Source organism: Marinagarivorans cellulosilyticus (assembly GCF_021655555.1).
GTDB lineage: Bacteria > Pseudomonadota > Gammaproteobacteria > Pseudomonadales > Cellvibrionaceae > Marinagarivorans > Marinagarivorans cellulosilyticus.
Window position 1 is genome coordinate 2930915 of the sequence record NZ_AP023086.1, and the last position, 20399, is coordinate 2951313.

A 20399-nucleotide genomic window follows, 5' to 3' on the forward strand; every position below is an offset into this window, starting at 1 on the left:
ATATGAATACCTTGTCATCGGCCAAGCCGTGGTACAAAGAGTTATGGTTTTGGTTGTTGGTTTCACCGATGCTGACACTGGTTGTTTCTGTACCGGTGATGCTGACTACAGCCTTTAAAGGTGCGGATGATCGAGTTCTGGACAACTATTACAAAGAAGGCCGAATGATTAATCACCGTTTCGAGGAGCATGAGCTGGCTGTTCAGCTCGGTGTTACTGGTGTTCTTGCATTTGATTGGACTGTTGGCGAGTTATGGTTTACCGCTGAAAAACCGTTAACTAGCAACAACCTCGATCTTTACTTTTCACACCCCGCGAATGCAAACAAAGACTTTTCGTTAACCTTAAAGCAAGTTTCGCCTAATCGTTATCGCGCAGACTTAGATGGCATGGAAAGAGGGCGCTGGTATATATCGTTACAAGGTACCGTTAATCACGAGGGCGTTGAGAGTCATTGGCGCATACCGAGCGATGTTAATTTAGCCAATGTTGATGCTTCAAATCGCACAAGCAAAGAATTAATTGCAACGACGCATTAATGTCTACAGACCCTTGTTTTCATTGTGCGCAACCGAGCGTGCCTGAATTTACGGCTAATATTCAGGGTGAGCCTCGGCTATTTTGTTGCGCGGGCTGCCAAGCCATTACCATGGCCATTGTTAATGGCGGGCTAGAAAATTTTTACAGCTATAGAGAGGGGCAAAATGTTCGCCCTGAGCAAACTTCTGCGTTGGCCCTAGAAGCCTTCCATGTTTATGACCTACCTAAAGTAAAAGCCGACTTTGTTCGCCCTTCCAGCAGTGAATCATTCTTTATAGCAAGCCTCAATATTGAGGGGATTACTTGCGCGGCATGTGTGTGGCTTATTGAAAAACATTTATTGACGATATCGGGTGTTGTTAAGGTAAATGTCAACGCCAGTAGTCATCAAGGCCGCATTACTTTTGACGCTACTGAATTAAACGTAAGTGATCTTTTTTATGCGCTTGCCCGCATAGGATTTAAGGCTTCGCCGAGCATTGGCAATGACGCCCAAACCAGCTGGCAGCAAAGGCAGCGTGCTGCGTTGCTACGTTTAGGTGTTGCAGGCTTGGGGATGATGCAGGCGGGCATGGTTGCAATTGCCTTGCATGCAGGTGCGTTGCAGGGGATTACCGGTCAATGGGAATTCTTTTTGCGGTGCGTTAGTTTACTTTTTGCTACTCCAGTTTTGTTTTACAGTGGTTTCCCATTTTTTAGTGCTGCGTTCCGTTCTATTAAGCTGCAGCACCTGACTATGGATGTCCCTGTTTCCCTCGCCTTGATTCTAGCGTTTAGCGCTAGTGTATGGGCGACGCTGACCCATAGCGGAGAGGTCTATTTTGACTCCGTATCTATGTTTATTTTTTTTCTATTGCTGGGGCGGTATTTAGAGCAGCGCGTTCGTTACAACAATTTTTTATCGGGGCAGGGCTTTCAGTGCTTAATGCCAGTAACAGCTACTCGAGTTGATAGCGCGGGGCGTAAAGAGGTTGTCCCGCTTTCGGAATTGTCGGTCGGGGAGCGCTTGTGGGTTGCTTCTGGCAATACTTTCCCTTGTGATGGCCCTGTTCTTGAGGGAAGCAGCAGTGCCGATGAATCGCTGTTAACAGGGGAGTCGTTACCACGGGCTAAAGCGGTGGGCGATAGCGTTGTTGCCGGCAGTCAAAACGTTGAATCGGGTTTAATTGTCCAGGTTCAGGCGCTGGGTTCCGATACGCGGCTTGCAGAAATAGAGCGCTTAGTTGAACAAGGGTTGGAGCATAAGCCCTCGCTAGTGGCTTATGCTGATCGAATTGCCAGCTACTTTGTGCTGGCTGTCTTGTTGGTGTCCATGGCAGTTGGAAGCTATTGGTTGTGGCAGGCTCCGGATAAAGCGCTTTGGATAACATTGTCTGTTTTAGTCGTTACGTGCCCTTGTGCGCTCTCTTTGGCCACTCCGGCGGCATCCGCATCGGCATCTAATCGTTTGCGCGAGCTAGGATTGCTTGTTACGTCTGGTGAGGTGATAGAGGCATTGCCCCAAATTACGGATGTAGTTTTTGATAAGACGGGCACGCTAACCCAAGGTTGTTTTTCAATAAAAGAAACGCGAATTATTTCCGAAGGGCTTTCTGAGTCGAAGGTGTTATCTTTGTGCGCAAGCTTGCAACAGGTTAGCTCCCACCCAATCGCAAAAGCATTTGATGGCATATTGCCGCTTATGCCATGTGCTGAAGCTAAGAGTTACATTGGCCAAGGTGTTGCCGGAGTTATAAATAAGTCTGAATATCGTCTAGGTAAGCCAGTATTTGCCTGCCCATCAAATTCACCACCTTACCCTGACGAGGGTTTGTGGATTTTGTTATCTGAAAATGAGCAGCCAGTAGCGTGGCTGTGTTTAACAGATAATGTCAGAGACTCGGCCGTAGAGGCGGTGAAGCTATTGCAGGCACAAGGTATCAATGTTCATTGTTTGAGTGGCGATCGGGCTGAAAGTGTCGCAGCCTTAAGTTTAAAGCTAGGGTTTAATCAATCGCTTTCTGAGCAGTCTCCTTCGGGAAAGCTAGCCTATGTTCGGCAGCTGCAGGAGGGGGGGGCGAAAGTGTTGATGGTCGGCGATGGAATTAACGATGTCCCTGTACTTGCTTCAGCAACTATTTCAATAGCGATGGCAGGGGCTAGTGATTTGGCAAAATTGCGCTCTAGCTCCATTTTGCTTGCTAATGATTTGTGTGCCATACCGTTGGCGTTAGGCCTGTCATTAAAAACTAGGCGCATCATTTGGCAGAATTTAGCTTGGGCGCTTATTTACAATGCGAGTGCTTTGCCGCTTGCGGCCTGCGGCTTTATTCCTCCGTGGTTGGCAGCAATAGGAATGTCTTTGAGTTCGCTAGTGGTTGTTATTAATGCTTTGCGCTTAAGGTCCTAACAAGTCCTGCAATTGCTTCAAATATTCAATACCATTGCTGCGTGGACTTTGTGGCTACATAGTTTTATGCATTATCCGCCAGATTTAGTTAAACACCTATTTTTTGGTGTCTTTATCACCTTATCTAGGTTTTTGTGATTTGGCTCGGTAGGTGATAACCAAGCTCCTACCCTTTTTTCTGTTAGGCATCCATTATGGGCGCTTTTGGCTGCAACGCAGGTCACACTTTGAGTGTAAAAGTCGTGGATGCCTATTTGGGGGTTGGTTAAAATGTATTCAGCTTTGTTGGGTGGATGCTAAACTTGCGCGCGATCACACCTATTCAGCTAAAAACTCCCTTCTATCGCCTTTTGGCTGAATGATTTTGATGCGCTTATATTATTTCTGGCGACACTTTTTTTGTGAAAAATTGCGCCACAATAGTGCTTGTTAGGCCGAGTTGGCGCACAGGTTATTTTGTTGGCTTGCCGTTTGGCTCTTTAGCATGGTTTGTCTCACAAAATACAGGGATCTAAACCAAGAGATATATTGCTGAAAATCCCATTATGCTAAGGTTTGCACTGAAGGCTTTTAATTCAATTTAGTTGTTTGCTTAGCATGTTGTTATTCGGATTAAAAATTTCCACATTGAACCATCCTTGAATTTTGCGGTGTGCATTGAGCTGTTGATACCGGTTGAGTATTTGCGGTTAGGTGATTGCGCAGCGTTATTGGAGTAAATATGTATAGGTTCCCTTTCTGCATTTTCAAACCTACGGCGTTTCTCGCATCATTATTTTTGCTGACGAGCTGTGGTAGTGAGGTAGAGCGCGAAACCCCTTCCAATGGTGGCCCGCAGTTGGCGGCAACTTCGTCCAGTAATGTTTTTGTAGCGAGCTCTAGCAGCTCGGCTGTAATCAGTAGCTCCTCGCCAGCGGTAAGTAGTGAGCCCGCCGTTGTTCAAAAAAGCCCAAAAGCCATTATTGAAGCGCAGTGTGTTAATTGCCATATGAGCGATATACATGATGAATGGTCTAGCTTTGACGAGCAACAGTGGTTGGCTGCCACGGCTGAAAGTGGCGAGCACCTTATCGACCCTATTAACCCCGGGGATTCATTATTCCTTAGGCGGGTTCGTTTTTATGCGGCATCCAACTCAAATCTCTCTCTAACAGAAGAATTCACCACTCAGGATTATGAAAAACTTGTCGTTTGGGTGACTGATATTGCAGCGGAATTTGTTCCTATTAGCAGCAGTTCGGTGGCTCAAAGTTCGAGTAGCTTGCCAGCCGCAGTAAGTAGCGCTTCTGTTATTAGTAGTATTTCAGATGTAAGTAGCTCAAGTGTATCGAGTGCAGTTGCATCAAGTTTACCGGTCGCTGCCAGCTCTTTAGCTAATTCCTCGGATGTGGCCACAAGCAGTGAGGCTGGCGAGTCGAGCAGTTCATCCTTAGTCGCCTCTTCTACAGCTCCGGAGGCTTCTTCTGTATCTGAAATATCGTCCAGTAGTTTGCCGGTAGTGTCTTCATCTTCTTCCGTGGATGCTTCGTCCAGTGCATCCTCTGAGGTTGCAGAATTAACCGCAATCGAAATTATTGATCAGCAATGCGCAAGCTGCCATATGGGCTTGCACTCGGTATGGTCTGATTATGATGAATCTGCTTGGCTAGAAGCTACAACCTTATTGGGTAGCCAACTAATTGTTACTGACGATATTCTCGCCTCGCCACTGCTTACGAGAATAAGCTTTTATGAGGGGGAAGCCTCAAACATGCCTCCTGAAAACAGCGATCAGGCGGCAACCTTTACGCAGGAAGATTACGATACGATTAAAGCTTGGTTACTTACGCTATCCACGGAGTCAAGTGCGAGCAGTGGGGCGGAGCCTTCCTCTAGTGCTGCTAGTGTCTCAAGTGAGGTAAGTTCAAGTTCAGAGGCTTCTTTAGCGCAATCGAGCTCCGTAAATACAGTGAGTGAATCTTCGGCGAGTGTGCAAAGTAGTGCATTGGCAATAAGCTCCCAGAGCAGTGCAGTGTCAAGTTCTTCTGATCAGGGGGTTAGCAGTGTCGCTAGTAGTATGGCTGAGACTATGAGCAGTTCGTCATCTTCGAGCGTACTTTCCTCATCCAGCGTTGATGGTATCTCCTCGAGTATGGCATCGAGTTCGTCAGAAGCGTCTTCTTCATCGGTTGCGCCTACAGCGTTGGAAGTATTAGATGCTCAGTGTGCGAGTTGCCATTTAGGTTTGCACATGGCGTGGTCTGTTTACGATGACTCAGCTTGGTTGTCTGCTAAAACTTTTGACGGCAACCCCTTGATTGTGCCTGAAAATATTTTGTCATCCCCATTACTCACAAGAATGAGCTTTTATGCTGGGGAAGACTCCGATATGCCCCCTAGCACAAGTGATCAGGCAGCAACGTTTGGCGTGGACGATTACGAAATAGTCAAAGCTTGGCTGCTGACTCTAGCCGAAGAGGCGGTTAGTAGTGAGGCTGAACAATCATCAAGTACACAGAGTAGCTCCGTAGCTTCAAGCAGTTCAGAGGCCAGCGAAGTTAGTTCTAGTAGCTCGGCCTCGCTTGCGTCATCCAGTATTGCGTCTTCTGCGGATTCTAGTAGCGCTTTGGCAATTAGCTCTAGTTCTTCAGAAGTTATGTCTTCTTCTGTTGCCGTACAAAGTAGCTCGTTGGCAGCTAGTAGCGTTGCTGTCGAGTCTTCAAGTAGTTCGGTATCGTCTAGTTCTAGCGTTGATTCAGCAGCGGCTTTGGAAATCATCGAGGCTTTCTGTACGAGTTGCCACTTTGGGCTTCACAGGAGTTGGTCGGACTATGATTCTGACGAGGCTTGGCGCTTAGCTCAGGCGAACAACGGTGAAAGTTACATCGACCCACTATCGCCAGAAGACTCTTTCTTGTTAAGCCGCATTAAGTTCTATGGTGGTGAAGATGCTGATATGCCGCTGGATAATGCTGCGCAATCAGCACCTTTTACGCGGGATCATTACGAGACCTTGGTAGCGTGGGTTAAGTCATTTGGCGTGAAAGAGCCGGATCCGATTACTGATGGTACGGTCGCTGTTAGTGATGTCGAATTTACTGAGTTAGGCGTTAATCTCGGATTAAGCTGTGAAGTGGATGAGACTCTTCAGTTACATTTACGCGATCCCGCGCGAGTGGAGCTGACGCCTATTGCCGATTATTTGGGCGTTACTTCAAGGGAGGATGGAGTAACCTTGATGATGGCGGATGAGCTCGCTGTTCAGATGGATGATGGTACGTTCATCATTAATGGCGAAGGTATTGATTTGTGGGCTAGCAATATCTTTTTCAACGCCCTAGCAATGCCGATTGAAGACGGCGCCTTAGATTTAACCTTGGATGTCCTTTCTGTTAATGGTATCGAGCACGATTTTGCCAAGGTGGGCTTATTGGTCACTGATGGTGATGATTTGTCGGGGCAAATGGTGTTTATTCATTGGTCTGGTCGCCAAGGCTTAGCGGAAGATAGTGGTGTAGGTGTATTGAATGGCTATCGCCGTATTGTGGCAAACCCCGTTGAAGGCGAGGTGACACCAACACCTGCGCGCTTGCGCGTTGCCTACGAGAACGACACCTTAAAAATAGGCGGCTGCTATGATTGCGAGACGCCAGCGGTGGGCCTCCCCAAAACACTCAATTTTGAGCCTAAGCAGGTTTACATTGTGGCCTCCTCGCATACCGAAGGCATGATTCAGGCGCGCTTGGGCTTGATGGATGCGTATTCTGACGAGGGGAAATACGCCAAGATTCACGAAGAATCGGTGACTTGTGTGGACGGTACGGCCAATGTCACGATTGCCGCTAGTGGGTTAGACGATCTTGAGCGTTTACACGTCGAGTTTTACCGCGGCGACAGCCTTGTAGCGGCGTCTTCGGTAGTGAAAGAGTTTTCTGAAATGGCGAGTTGTGAACTGCAGGATGAGCTATTAGAGCCCAAGCTGCGCCGTTTATCGCAAACGCAAATTAAAAACTCAATCGTCGATATTTTCGGCGATCGTTTTGCTGCTGATATTTGGCCTGATATGGAAGATGGCGCTAAGCTGATTGGCATGAATAACACCGCCGACCGCTTAAATGTTAACAACCTTAATATGGAGCGCTTGCTCGAGACATCGAAGGCTGTGGTAAGTACCGCGCTAGCCTCTGAGCCTACTGTGCTGGCGTGTGCGCAAGCGGCGAACGATGCCTGCGTGTTGGATGTTGTTCAAATTTACGGTAAGCGCTTGTGGCGCCGGCCGTTGTCGACTGCCGAGGTCACAGAGTTCACCGCGGCACTGGCAGATATTGCCGACAACGAAAGCCAATTAGAGTTTGCCATTAATGCATTATTTATGAGTGCCAACTTCCTGTTTCGCAGCGAGATTGGGGTGCTTGAAAATAATGCGCAAGCACTCACGAACTACGAAATTGTCAGCATATTATCTTACGCGGTATTAAATACTACGCCGGACGATACCTTGTTGGCATTGGCCGATAAAGCCTCACCACTGACTGTGCAAGAACTGCAGCAGCAAGTCACGCGGTTGCTTGATGATGATCGCGCCAGTGCGGCCATGATGGAAGTGTACAAAGATTACCTCAAATTAGACTTGGTGCTTTCACGGCCTAAAGATGACAGCTTTAACTTTACCGAAACCGTCAGGGCAGATGTTTTAGCCAGTGCCGAGCAAATGTTAATTGATAACATTGCCAGTGGTGCTAGCGTGGTGGGTGTCTTTGGGGGGAGTGACTATTACCTTAACAGCAATATCGACTACCTCTTTAATGCCGATGTTGAGCATGCCGCGCTAGCAAAAACCACATTGGATGCGACTGAGCGTAGCGGGGTATTGAATCACCCAGCCTTTTTGTCCGTGCACTCAACATTGGCAAAATCCGGTATTGTGAAGCGTGGCGTCTTTGCCTTAGAGCAATTACTGTGTCAGGAATTACCCGATCCGCCTGATGATGTTATGCCTGTTCCCGTACCCGATGGCATTGATGTGCTATTAACCTCAGAGCGCAACTTACTGCAAATGACACACAGCGCCCAGGCGGCGTGTATCAGCTGCCACCAAGTCATCGATCCAGCAGGCTTTGGATTTGAAAACTTCGATTCTATTGGCCGTTATCGCACGGTTGAAAAAGACGTTGTTGCAATTGACGCATCGGGCGTGCTCGATAATGTGGGCGAGCATGTCTTGATGTACAGCACCAGTGCGGAATATTCCGAAGCCTTAATGGCGTCACCGCAAATGAGCGGGTGTGTGTCGCGCCGCTTCCTGGAAAACTTTTTAGGGCAAGATCTCGAGCGCAACGCCTGTGAGCTGGAAAAATACCAGCACCACTTGGGTGAAGGTGACGGCAGCGTAAGCGCGCTGTTAAATACATTGATTCAGCTCGAAAGTTTCGGCAAGCGCAAGCAAGGTCAATAGGTGATTTATGAACAAGACACAAAAGACAGTTAGCCGCCGCAATTTAATTAAAGGCTTGGGTGTTGTGGGTTTGTTACCTATGACCAAAGTCAATCAGCTCTTGGCGGCTACTTCAGAGGCGCCGCTAAGGGTACTGTTTGTTGCTTTGCAGCATGGTTGGGGGACGAGTAATCGCCCGATGACGGTCGAGGGTGAAGATTTTGCCTTTCCAGACGGCTTAGACCCTTTTAATAGTATTAAAAGTCAGTGTACCGTTGTTGATGGCCTCATGGGGCTTGGTGAGTGGGGCAATAATCATGACCTGTCCTACGCCGATATTTTAACCGGTGGAGTGCCTTATGGTGTGACGAGCTCAGCGTTTGATGGCCATATGCCCTTATCGGTGACCCCGTCTATCGATTATTTGCTGGAACAAAAAAGCGGCTTGCCAGCGTACCGTTTTTCGGCCGGGTACCGTTCTTGGGGTGTGCAATACCATCCGCTCAGCTTTGATCACAACTCGACAATCTTGCCGTTTTACACAACGGCCATTTCTGCTTACGACAGCCTATTTAAAAACTTAACCGATGCTGAGTTAAGCGGTGAGAGCGTACAAAGCCAAGAGGCTGAAATGCTGTCGAAAGTTTTTCAGTTTGTACGGGCGCCTGCGCAGCGACAGTTAGATTCAGTCCCGCTGGCCGAAAAAGATAAACTTGAGCGCTACCTATTAGCCGTAGAGCACTTGGAAAGTAAAAACGAAACAGCGGCAGGCTATAGCGGTTCAGAGCGTTTAAGTGCAATGCCGGTTAAGGGGCAAAGCAGGCTAGAGGACCTAGACCATTACCTTGATATGATGAAAGTCGCATTCGCCAACGGCCTGACAACCACTGGGGTTGTTGGTATTGGCGATATCCACAGTATTACAGACTTTCATCACACCCACGCGCATGCGGTGACGGATACTTGGTGGGATACGCGTCGAGAATTTTCACAATCGATCGTAAATTTCGCGAATGCGCTGGATCAGATCACAGACTTTGATGGCAGCAGCTTGCTGGATAACACATTAATAGTGATGACTGGAGAGGTGGGTGATGGTAAGCACAACCTCATTAATAAAGGGCATTTGATGGTCGGTGGCGGTAACCATTTAAATGTAGGGCGTGTCATAAAGCCAGAAAGGCTGGGTAAAACCGAGGCGAGAGCCTTGCTGCGTGAAGATGCCAATGGCGCCCTGCAGCCCCAGTTGCGGTGGAGTACTACGGCGAGTAGTCGTACCAATGCGGATTTATTTCGTGACATAGGCAACTTGGCGGGCTTGAACTTAAGTGAATTTGGTTTGCCTTCGCAAAATCGTGGTGATGTGCTGTAGGGTGGGGTGTATAAATTTAAATCGAGAGACTCTAATCTAAACTCATCACTTGCTGGCTTCGTTTGTGATTTTCAGTACAATGCGTGCTGAATATCTTAATAGAGCTATGAGTGATGCCCGCCCAAAAATTCTTAATTGCCCCGTCAATCCTTTCTGCTGACCTTGCCCGTCTTGGTGACGATGTTCAGGCTGTTGTCGATGCTGGCGCTGATATTATCCATTTTGATGTGATGGATAACCATTACGTGCCCAATTTAACTTTTGGTCCAGCCATTTGCGCCGCATTGCGCAAATACGGCATAACGGCGCCAATTGATGTTCATCTTATGGTTGAGCCTGTTGATGCACTTATTGAGCAATTCATTGATGCTGGCGCAAGTTACATTACCTTCCACCCAGAAGCCTCTAAGCATGTTGATCGTTCTTTAGAGTTAATTCGTGCAGCCGGTCTTAAATGTGGTTTGGTGCTTAACCCAGGTTCGCCTCTTAGCATGGTGGAGCAAGTATTGCATAAGCTAGATATGTTATTGCTGATGTCTGTTAACCCTGGCTTCGGCGGGCAATCATTTATTCCGTACACACTGGATAAAATTAGAGCTGCTCGGGGCTTGATCGATGCTAGCGGCTTGGAAACTCGTTTAGAGGTGGATGGCGGCGTAAAGTTAAGTAATATTCAAGCGATAGCTGAAGCTGGAGCGGATACTTTTGTTGCTGGCTCTGCCATATTCGGTGCTGCTGATTATCAGGAGACAATAGGGCAGATGAAAGCGTCTTTAGCTAAGCTATGTTCAAAATAACTAACTGGTGTTTAAGTATATGAAACATTTAATGGCGTTGTTTTTATTGTCGTTACTGGCGGGGTGCTCTACTACCCCCGAACCAAGTATCGTGCCTGCTCCTATAACTAATACAGGAGCTGATTATCAAATGGGGGTTGGCGACGAAATTTCGGTACAGGTGTGGAAATCTCCAGAGCTCTCTGTTGATGTGCCTGTTCGTCCTGACGGCAAGGTATCCGTGCCTCTTGTTGGTGACGTGGTTGCGATTGGTAAATCTACGAAAGATTTGTCGAAGGAATTAACGAACGAGTTCGGTGCTTATGTACGCAATCCGCAGGTAACCGTGATAGTAAGAAATCCAGCTAGCGCTAATTTCTTGCGCAGAGTTCGCGTGACAGGAGCTGTTGGAAGTCCTTTAAGCGTTATGCATCAGCAGGGAATGACAGTGCTGGATATGGTTTTGTTGGCTGGGGGGCTTACCGAATTTGCGAGCGGAAACAATGCTAAACTCTATCGTAAATATGGCGATAAAGTTGAAGTATTCCCAATTTATTTGAGTGATATGTTAGAAAAGGGGCGCTTAGATACTAATTATGAGCTTCATCCTGCCGATATTATTACAGTGCCGGAACGAATATTCTAAGTTAACTGGAGTTTGAGTGCTTTGAGCAAGCCAATACAATCTGAGTTTCAAAAGGCAGCGATAGCTGGTGAAGGGCAATCGTCTGTATCTCAAATGACCGAGGTCAAGGCTTTTAGTGCGCAAGAGTTGACTGATCTTAAGTTGATTCATTCTGGAGCGGGAGCGCCCTCAGCTTTAAAAGCTTTTCGCGATCTGCGCACGCGTCTAATGGCTATTAAAGAAGAAGGTAACTTTGCTTGCCTTGTTGTTTCCGCTGAGCCTGGTGGTGGCTCTCATGTGGCGGTAAACCTTGCGGCCGCTATTGCTTTGGATAAAACGAAGTCGTCTGTGTTGGTTGATTGTAATTTATATGCTCCTTCTGTTGGCCAGTATATGCCTGGGGGGGCAGACGTCGGCTTGACGGATTATTTGGATGATACATCGGTAAGCTGTGAGGATATTGTTTACGGGACGGGGGTGAAGAGAATGAGAGCTATCCCCGTGGGCAACAATAAAGACGGTGGTACGGAAAAACTCGCCTCTGGGCGTATGCGACAGCTTGTGTCGGAGCTAAAGGCGCGTTATTCCGATCGTTATGTGATTATTGATGCGCCTTCTGTTTCTAATTATGAAGCGGAGGTTCAAATACTTTCTGAATTGTGTGATTTTGTCTTGCTTGTTGTGCCGTCGGGCCAAATAACAGAAAGTGTTTTAAATGCCCATATAGAGCGAATAGGTAAGGAAAATCTAGCTGGTGTTGTATTTAATGAGCGCTAGCCGAGTTGTTGCAGTGAGTGGGAGTACTCTTTAGGTATGTTTCAATATTATTTAGATCTTATTGTGGCGGCAAAAAGAGAGCTTATTCGCTTTCGCTTTGGTGTGGCCGTTTTATTTACCATTATTTTGTTGGCTGTATTATTTGTTGGTTCTAAGTGGCCTCAGAGATATGTCTCAACGTCAGTTATTGCTGTTGATGTGACTAATGTTATTGAGCCACTACTGAGGGGCGCTGCTGAAGTTACTGATTTGGATGTAACTGAAAAGGTCGGAGATGTCATTAGCTCGAAGCGCGTATTGGAAGCTGCTTTGTTAAGAATATATCCTGAGGCTGCAGGTTATAGCCCGCAAAGATTAGAGAATGAAGTAAAGCAGTTACGTGCCAATTTGGGTATTGTCGTTTCGCGCCGAAGACCTCACACGGTTGTTTCTTTTGGTTCGGCGAGCCCAACGGGGGCCTATGAATCTTTAACTGCAATTGTTGAAGTCTTTTTGGAGGATCGCGTTGCAGAAAAGCAAAAGGATAGTTTCGAAGCTTATAACTTTATTAATGCTCAAGTCGTTGAGTATAAAAAGCAGCTCGAGTCTGCAGAGCAAAAGCTGAAAGCATTTAAAGCTCAAAGTGTGGATGCCTCCGAAAGCGATGTTCGCAAACGTGTTAATTCACTTACTGCAGAAATTAAAGATTTACAGGTTGAAATCGAAGAGACGGAAGAAACGATAAGAACAACGCGCAGACAATTAAAGACCGAAGGCCAGTATCTTGAAGTACGCTCTAGAAGTATCGCCTTGGAGGAGCGCCGTAAAAGTTTGCAGGATGAACTGGACCGCCTAAGGTTGTCGTATCAGGATTCTTACCCTGATGTTATGGCATTAAAGCGTCAATTGGCAGAATTAGATGAGGCATTGAGGGTTAATTTGGAAGCGGCAGGTTTGCAGTCTGCAGGACAGGCTTCGGAATTGCCTCTGTATGAAGAGCTTCGAAAGCAGGCCTCTTCGGCTGAGGTTCAGGTGTTAACTCAGCGTCGCCGATTGGCTGCGCTAGAAAGCCAGTTAGAGGATGAGTACCGCCTTGCGGGGCAAGTTGCGGACAGGCAAGCAGAATTGTTGGATCTAACAAGAGATTACGATGTTACCAAAAGCGTATACGAGGAAATGCTTGAAAGGAAGGAAAACGCAAAATTAACAGTGGCGTTGAATAATGAAGGGCAAGGGGAAAATTACAAGTTAATTGAATCCCCTAATTATCCTTTATCTCCATCTGGGTTGAATCCAATTGTCATCTTTTTGCTGGCACCTATATTGGCGGCTGGGTTTCCTTTAGGGTTGGTGTTTGTTTATGTGTTCTTGGACCCTAGGATTAGGTCGTCCTCGCAGCTGCGTTCTATTTTGCCGGAAGGTGTTGGCTTGCTAGCTTCTATTCCTTATCAAAGCACCCCTTTGGGAGTGCGTTTGATGCGTAAGGATATGATCTTGCTTGGTCTGTGGGTGGTTTGCTTGATGGGTTTTTACGGTTATCTTGCATATATTCAAATTATTGGGCAGGTAGTGGACTAGAAAATAATTGACACGCCCCTTTATGTCGATTGAGCCCTGTCTTGGGGCCTAAATATTTTTAGGCTGGAGTTGCTCAGCTGTGAAGCTATTATAAAGTTTGGTAAACCCCTGCTTTGCAGAGGTTGTATGCCGCGGTAAAGGTACTCTCAAGTCTTGATCGAAAGACAAGGGAGGAACCTATGCGAGGCTATAAAAGCTTGTGCCATACGTGTTTGGGATTGGTAAGTACCACGTTGTGTTTATTCCTAAAAATGGCGAAAGTTGATGTTTGATGTTATTCGAAAGCACTTAGGTGAAGTGTTTCAAGATCTGGCTCGGCAGAAAGGTGTCGTGGTTGAGGGCTGGCACCTGATGTCAGGTCATGTCCGTGTGTGCTTGAGTTTTCCGCCTAAATTGGCGGTATCTAATGTGGTTGGTTTTATAAAAGGGAAGAGTGCAATATCAATCGCTCGAAAATTCAAGGGCCGGAAAAGGAGTTTTAATGGCGAAGCATTTTGGCGCAAAGGCTATTATGTTTCTACCTATTGGTTTAGATGAAGAAATGATTTAAAGGGTATATTGCAATCAAGAAGTTAATAAGATTTGTCGCGATCAGTTGAATCTAAAATAGAGTGATTTTCGCCCTGAGCGTCTAGTTAAGCTCTTTTGGGGCGTCACTCTCTAAACCTCCCGCTTTGCGAGAGGTCAGCTAACTGGTACATTTCTGAGCGGAGTGGCTAATTCGGTCTGACTCTATAAACTATATCCATTTATCCTTGGTCTTTGTCTAAATAAGTTTCATGCCCCTTCGTTAGGGGGGAGTGTTTTTTACTCAATTCTTAGTGCTGTCGATTTCAAGCTCTTTCGCCAGGCTGGAAAGCAAAGTAATTATTGATTTGCAGTAGGGTTTAATTTTGAACGATATTTGTAAAGTTGGAGTGGTGGTCATTGGTCGTAATGAGGGTGAGCGCTTAAAAGTATGTTTGAGGTCGATTCCTAGTGGAACGCCCGTGGTCTATGTTGATTCAGGTTCGCAGGATGGGAGTTTGGAGTTTGCTAAGGGGGTTGGGGTTACAGTCATTAGCTTGGATTTAACGTTCAAATTTACAGCGGCAAGAGCTCGAAACGAGGGTTGGAGAACTCTTTTGGCTGAATATCCGAGCATAGAATATATTCAGTTTGTTGACGGTGATTGCGAACTTTGTCAAGGATGGCTAACTGAAGCCGAAAGTTTCTTGGGCGGTAATCAGCGGTATGCCATTGCTTGTGGGCGAAGGCGAGAGCGTTACCCTGAAGCTTCGCCATATAATTGGATATGTGATGTTGAGTGGAATACCCCAGTTGGAGATGCTCGCTCATGCGGTGGAGACGCTCTTATAAGAGTAGAGGCTATTTTATTGGTAGGCGGATATAGAGATTCATTAGTCGCTGGTGAGGAACCGGATATGTGCTTGCGTCTGTCTGACGCGGGTTATTCTATACGGCGTATGGACTTAGAGATGACTTTACATGATGCAAATATTCATCGTTTTGGTCAGTGGTGGATGAGGGCTGTCAGGTGTGGTTTTGCTTATGCTAATGGTGCTTTTTTGCACGGTAGGGGGCGGCATAGACACTGGGTTAGAGAAATGAGACGTGCGGCTTTTTGGGGGGGAGTATTACCGCTTATAGTAATTTCATTATCGTGCGTATTTGGTTGGCTTGGGCTTTTATTATTGATGCTTTATGTAGCTTCTTTTGTAAAAGGGGGGCTGAATGCTCCTCAAAGTGTCGACAAGCCCTGGCTTTGGTCTATGTTCATGCTTACGTCAAAATTCCCAGAGTTTATTGGTGTTGTGAGCTTCTACTGGGGGAGATTGGCAAGAGTGCAATCGAAGATAATTGAGTATAAGTAATGAACGTGATAACAGGCTCATGATATGAATGTTTGCTATTTGATTAATCAGTACCCGAAGATAAGCCATACGTTTATTCGGCGCGAAATCTTAGCTTTGGAGGAGCTAGGTGCTGTGGTTAAGAGGGTCTCTATTCGGCGTCCGCCTGAGCCGCCGGTTGATGCGGTTGATAAAGCAGAAGAACTAAAAACTGACTTTCTCCTTGATGGGAAATTCGTTTTTACATTAATTAAAATAGTACTCTGCGTGTTGGTTACATTGCCCTCATTCATTAAGGCTTTAACTGCTAGTTTGCAGCTGGGGCGGCGTGCAGGTGGAGCCTATGTGAAAAACTTATTTTATTTGTTGGAGGCGGCTTGGCTTTTAAATTATTGCAAAAAGCATCGAGTGGGTCATGTTCACGCGCATTTCGGAACCAATCCTGCGGCGGTAGCCTACTTGTGCCGCTTGATGGGCGGGCCTGAGTATAGTTTTACTGTTCACGGGCCTGAAGAGTTTGACGCGCCTATAGCTCTTTCTTTGACCGCAAAGATTCGCGAGGCTAAATTTGTCGCAGCAATTACATCTTACTGCAAAAGCCAGCTCTATCGTTGGGCTGACTTTGGCGATTGGGATAAAATTGTAGAAATACATTGTGCTATTGATAGTGGCATGCTGGCCTCCTCCTTAGAGGAGGTAGACCGATATCGTTTAGTGTCAATTGGGCGTTTATGTGAGCAAAAAGGGCAGCTTATTTTGCTTCGGGCCATCAAAGCGCTGATGGAAAAACATCCGAGAATTACTTTGCATTTGGTTGGTGATGGAGATTACCGACAATACTTCGAATCATTTATAAAGCAAGAGGGCTTGCTCTCGAATGTGAAAATATTAGGCTGGATGTCGACCCAAAGCATAATTTCTGAGCTAGATAAGTGTACAGCAATGGTTCTTCCCAGTTTTGCGGAGGGTCTGCCTGTCGTTATTATGGAGTCGTTTGCGAGGTCGAGGCCTGTGATCACGACTTATATAGCGGGCATTCCTGAGTTGGTTAGCCAAAGTAATGGTTGGTTAGTACCTGCCGGTGACGAAGAGGCACTTGTAAAGGCAATAGATGAGCTATTGACTAGCTCAATGGATGATCGCGAAGCTAAAGGGCGTGCAGGTTATGCGGCGGTGCTGGAGCGACATGACTCTAAAAAAGAGGCGGTCAAATTGCTAAACATGTTTAAAGGTAAGTAGGGTTGTGACTATATTGCTAATTGCATTTGTACTCATCTTGTGTGTTCCCTCATACTTTCTTAGTTTAGAGATTGTGCTTGGTGTGTTTTTGGGCCGTCGGAGCAAAGGTAAAACTCTGATTGATGAGGGCGATCAAGTTAGTTCGGTGATATTAATACCCGCTCATAACGAAGAGAGCATCATTGCTGAAACTTTGTTGAGTCTTACAGCTGAGTTAACTCCTAATGACCGAGTGGTAATCGTCGCAGACAACTGTTCAGACAGTACAGCAAAAATTGCTAAATCTTTTAATTTTACAGTGCTTGAGCGTACTAATTCGCAATGCAGGGGGAAGGGGTTTGCTTTAGCTCACGGGGTGAGCTTTTTAGAGGAGGAGGGTGCTGAGGTTGACGTGGTTGTCGTCTTGGATGCCGATTGTGTTTTTGAGGCAGGCTCTTTAAGGCAGTTAATTTTATGTGCATCAAGAAAGCAAGCTCCTGTACAGGGATCTTATTTGCTTCATTTGCCTGAAGGTTCAAAATCGCATCATAAAGTTTCAGAGTTTGCTATCTATATAAAGAACCATGTTCGTCCTGCTGGGTTAGCATCTCTGGGCGGCAGTGTTCCTATCACTGGGTCAGGTTTTGCTGTTCCTTTTCATTTGCTTCGACGAGTGAGTTTGGCGTCAGGTGAAATAGTTGAGGATATGAAACTCGGGGTGGATCTTATGCTTCAAGGCTACGGAACTGCTTTTTGCCCCCAAGCTACTATTCGCAGTTTACTACCGTTGACTCAGGATGTTGCGGATGGACAGCGTAAACGCTGGGAACATGGGCATTTGAGTGTTATTGCGCGTTATTTTCCTCGCTTGTTTAGTAGGGGCCTTTTTCGCGCAAATACGAAGCTGATATTCACTGCGCTAGATTTTAGTGTGCTGCCGCTGGTTTTTCTTTTGGCAGTTAATTCGCTTTTATTACTGTTTTTTCTCCTTTTCGCTGTTCTACTGAATTCTTGGGTGCCATTTTTAATAATATTGGGTGCTCAGCTGTTTGTTCTTCTGAGCTTGTTTGTTGCTAATGTTTTTTCTCGTCCAAGATACTTGAAGATTACTGATGCGTTTTATGCGTTAAGGTTTATTGCTGGAAAGGTAACCGTGTATACTGCCTTGGTTTCTGGTAAAAAATCTTCTTGGGTAAAGACTCAGCGAGATAAACATTGATTTTAATGCGTGCTATTTCTAGCTGTATTATGTTCGCGACGTTTAATTGATGCTGACCATCGTAATCATTTTCGGAGTGGATTCGCCCTACTATTTAGAGGTGATTGTAACGGGGTGATTGTAAGAGTTCTTATATGGTGGTCTCAAATGATGGCGGTAACTAAAGGGGATGTGGTTGTGTTGACCTGGCGCCGCTCTCTTACCTAATTGAATTCTTTTATATAATCACTTGTCAACTCTGGTTACCTTGAAGTTCGCCTTTCTCGCTATATCTATGATGCTTGTAAATATTCAATATTGATTAATGGTTGTGGTGTTTTTATGTCTGAGGGAGGTTCGATCTCCAGTAAAACAACTGAAACAGTAAAATCTGGAGCCGTATGGACCGTGTTAGGTTTTGGGTTTCAAAAAATTTTACAGCTCTCTTCCAGTCTTGTGTTAACTCGGCTTCTTTTTCCCGAAGCTTTTGGGTTGATGGCGTTGGTCAATGTTTTCATCATGGGTTTAATTATGTTAAGCGATGTGGGTATTAAACCTGCAATTGTTCAGATGAGTGAAGGAGCTGATGAGGATTTTTTAAATACTGCATGGACCATTCAAGTGGTCAGGGGATTTGTGCTTTGGCTGCTTCTGTGCATTACAGCATATCCTTTGTCAATCTTTTATGGCGAACCTGATTTATTTAAATTATTGATCTTTTGCGGCTCTATTAGCGCCATATCTGGCTTTGCCACCATTGGGATGGCCTTGGCTCAGAGAGATATGAAGGTCAAGCGCTCAATATCTGTAAAGCTGGCGGGCCAGGTCTTTTCAATATTTACAATGATTACCTTAGCTCTTACCTATAAAAGCGTATGGGCGCTCGCAGTTGGTACTGTTGTAGGAGTTGTTGTTGAAGTTATTGCTGGGTACCTTCTTCTCGGTGGACACCGCCACCGTTTGCAATTTCATTTTGCCTCTGCTCTCAGTTTACTTCGTTTTGGCAAATGGATATTTTTTTCGACATTGCTTTTCTATATTGGTGGACAGGGAAGTCGAGCTATCCAAGGTGGCTTGGTTTCAGTTGAAGAACTCGGCATTATAGCTATTGCTGCGACAATCTCCCTAATGCCTGGCGAGCTTGTTCAGCAGCTTGTTAGCCGTTTGGTTTTTCCTGTGTTGTCTCGAGTTAATCGTGAAAATAGTGAGCAGTTTGTTCCAACCCTAAAGGCTTTTCGATTGCGAGTTGTGGCATGCGCGCTGCCTCTTTTTCTTGTCATTTCGATGGTCTCCAGCTTTGCAATTGGGCTGCTATATGACGAACGTTACGCATTAGCCGGTCCCATTCTTGCCATCATGGTATTGAGCGAATCTATATTGACGTTAACATTGCTCTACAAGAACGCATTTCTAGCGTTGGGGCGAGTTAACATTCATTTCTTATATGACCTATTGCTTGCGATAGTGCGCGTTGCAGGTATGTTGGTGGGTTTTTATTCTGGTGGTATTCTGGGTATGTTCTTTGGTGTTGGTGTTGGAAACATCATTTTTTACTGTGTGGTTACAATATTTGCCCAGCGTGCGAGGCTAACTAGTTTGGGAGTCGACTTTTTTGCTTTGTTAGGCCTTCTGTTGTTTGGTGTTCTAAGTATGGTGATCAATCTAGGTGGCGAAGCTGTTTTTCGGGGTTTCTGACTTCTAGCTGTTTTGGGGCGAGCTTTATGTCGCTTGTTTGAATTGGTCTGGTCACTGTTTAGTTATTTCTAATTGTGAGGTTCTATGACTTTTGTTGTTGTGGTTGCTGTTACGGGTGGTGAGGGCTTGGATTAAATTGCGGCTTGGCAGAGATATGCACCTTGTGGAGTATAAATAGCTATTTACAAGATGCATGGCGACTAAAGAGTTATTTGCCCCAGGGGTTTTGGTAAACCCCGATCTTTTGTTTCAATATAAGAAGAAAGAAAGGCATGTCTTCAAGTAGGTAGCGTCTTATTAGTCGTTTAGGCTCTTGAAACATGCGGTATACCCATTCGGTTCCTGACTTCGTCATCCATTTAGGTGCGCGCTTGAGGTTGCCAGCCTCAAACTCAATTGTGGCACCTATAGCCAGATGAATTTTAATGTTGGGTAGTGCATCTTTGTGTTCGAATAGCCACTTCTCTTGCTTAGGGGCACCTACACCAATGGCCAGCACAGACGCTTGGCTTTCGTTAATAAGGCGTATGATTTTGTTATTTTCTTCTTCGTTGCTTTCAAAGCCAAAAGGTGGAGAGTAAGCGCCGACAACAATTTCTCTTGAGACTCGCTTGTTAACGTTTTCTTGCGCTTGTAGTACTGAGGTTTCTGTTCCGCCAAGTAAGAATATGGTTGTTGATTGGTTGTCTTTATGGTGATTGCAAAATGCAGGAAAGAAGTCTGAGCCAGTAATTTGTGCTTTGAGGGCATTCTGGCGAGATAGTAAGCCACTTAAGGCAAAAATAATCCGGCTATCGCACACGGTGTAGTCGGCTTGTTGGTAACAGCTGTAAAAGGATTTATCCTTTTGGAGTTTCATTAAGTGGTCTATATTGGGAGTAACAACGACTCCGTGCGTAAGGTTCTCAAGTAGCTCGGCTTGGGTGATGTTGTCGAAAGTGACATTTAGTATGGTGCTTTGGGCAAACTTCATGGAGTTATAATCC

The 20399-nt window shown here is 45.8% G+C and carries 14 protein-coding genes; 13 read left to right on the forward strand and 1 reads right to left on the reverse strand.

Features of this window, described 5'->3' with window-relative positions; translation table 11 throughout:
* Nucleotides 1–2: 2 nt before the first annotated feature.
* The 13 genes from MARGE09_RS11745 (at nt 3) to MARGE09_RS11805 (ending at nt 19413) form a co-directional block, all read left to right on the forward strand.
* Nucleotides 3–539, forward strand: coding sequence for a FixH family protein (locus tag MARGE09_RS11745; protein ID WP_236982121.1), 537 nt, complete (start codon nt 3–5; stop codon nt 537–539).
* Nucleotides 539–2929 (forward strand): heavy metal translocating P-type ATPase, encoded by a 2391-nt coding sequence (locus MARGE09_RS11750; RefSeq protein ID WP_236982123.1) that lies wholly within the window; start codon nt 539–541, stop codon nt 2927–2929. Before MARGE09_RS11745 ends, MARGE09_RS11750 begins: the two co-directional genes overlap by 1 nt.
* 721 nt (nt 2930–3650) lie before the next feature.
* Nucleotides 3651–8363, forward strand: a complete 4713-nt coding sequence (locus MARGE09_RS11755; RefSeq protein ID WP_236982125.1) for a DUF1588 domain-containing protein — start codon at nt 3651–3653, stop codon at nt 8361–8363.
* Between the two features lie 7 nt (nt 8364–8370).
* Nucleotides 8371–9714, forward strand: coding sequence for a DUF1552 domain-containing protein (locus MARGE09_RS11760; protein WP_236982127.1), 1344 nt, complete (start codon nt 8371–8373; stop codon nt 9712–9714).
* A 113-nt stretch (nt 9715–9827) separates the two neighbouring features.
* Nucleotides 9828–10511, forward strand: coding sequence for a ribulose-phosphate 3-epimerase (gene rpe / locus MARGE09_RS11765; RefSeq protein ID WP_236982129.1), 684 nt, complete (start codon nt 9828–9830; stop codon nt 10509–10511).
* Between the two features lie 19 nt (nt 10512–10530).
* Nucleotides 10531–11136, forward strand: coding sequence for an XrtA/PEP-CTERM system exopolysaccharide export protein (locus tag MARGE09_RS11770; RefSeq protein WP_236982132.1), 606 nt, complete (start codon nt 10531–10533; stop codon nt 11134–11136).
* 21 nt (nt 11137–11157) lie between these two features.
* Entirely contained in the window at nt 11158–11892 is a 735-nt protein-coding gene (locus MARGE09_RS11775) for a CpsD/CapB family tyrosine-protein kinase (protein ID WP_236982134.1), read from the forward strand.
* Between the two features lie 36 nt (nt 11893–11928).
* Entirely contained in the window at nt 11929–13449 is a 1521-nt protein-coding gene (locus tag MARGE09_RS11780) for an XrtA system polysaccharide chain length determinant (RefSeq protein ID WP_236982135.1), read from the forward strand.
* Nucleotides 13450–13713: 264 nt separating this feature from the next.
* Complete coding sequence (gene tnpA / locus MARGE09_RS11785; RefSeq protein WP_420828067.1) at nt 13714–13986, forward strand: IS200/IS605 family transposase; 273 nt, start codon at nt 13714–13716, stop codon at nt 13984–13986.
* 356 nt (nt 13987–14342) lie between these two features.
* Complete coding sequence (locus tag MARGE09_RS11790; RefSeq protein ID WP_236982138.1) at nt 14343–15323, forward strand: glycosyltransferase family 2 protein; 981 nt, start codon at nt 14343–14345, stop codon at nt 15321–15323.
* A gap of 24 nt (nt 15324–15347) precedes the next feature.
* The gene (locus MARGE09_RS11795) at nt 15348–16541 is read left to right on the forward strand and encodes a glycosyltransferase family 4 protein (protein ID WP_236982140.1); all 1194 of its coding nucleotides are present in this window, start codon (nt 15348–15350) and stop codon (nt 16539–16541) included.
* 4 nt (nt 16542–16545) lie between these two features.
* Nucleotides 16546–17739 (forward strand): glycosyltransferase family 2 protein, encoded by a 1194-nt coding sequence (locus MARGE09_RS11800; RefSeq protein ID WP_236982142.1) that lies wholly within the window; start codon nt 16546–16548, stop codon nt 17737–17739.
* A gap of 321 nt (nt 17740–18060) precedes the next feature.
* Nucleotides 18061–19413: an oligosaccharide flippase family protein gene (locus tag MARGE09_RS11805; RefSeq protein ID WP_236982144.1), complete on the forward strand. Its 1353-nt coding sequence runs from the start codon at nt 18061–18063 to the stop codon at nt 19411–19413.
* Between the two features lie 208 nt (nt 19414–19621).
* On the opposite strand, the gene MARGE09_RS11810 is transcribed toward MARGE09_RS11805, so the two are convergent.
* Complete coding sequence (locus MARGE09_RS11810) at nt 19622–20386, reverse strand: WecB/TagA/CpsF family glycosyltransferase (protein ID WP_236982146.1); 765 nt, start codon at nt 20384–20386, stop codon at nt 19622–19624.
* Nucleotides 20387–20399 lie beyond the last annotated feature (13 nt).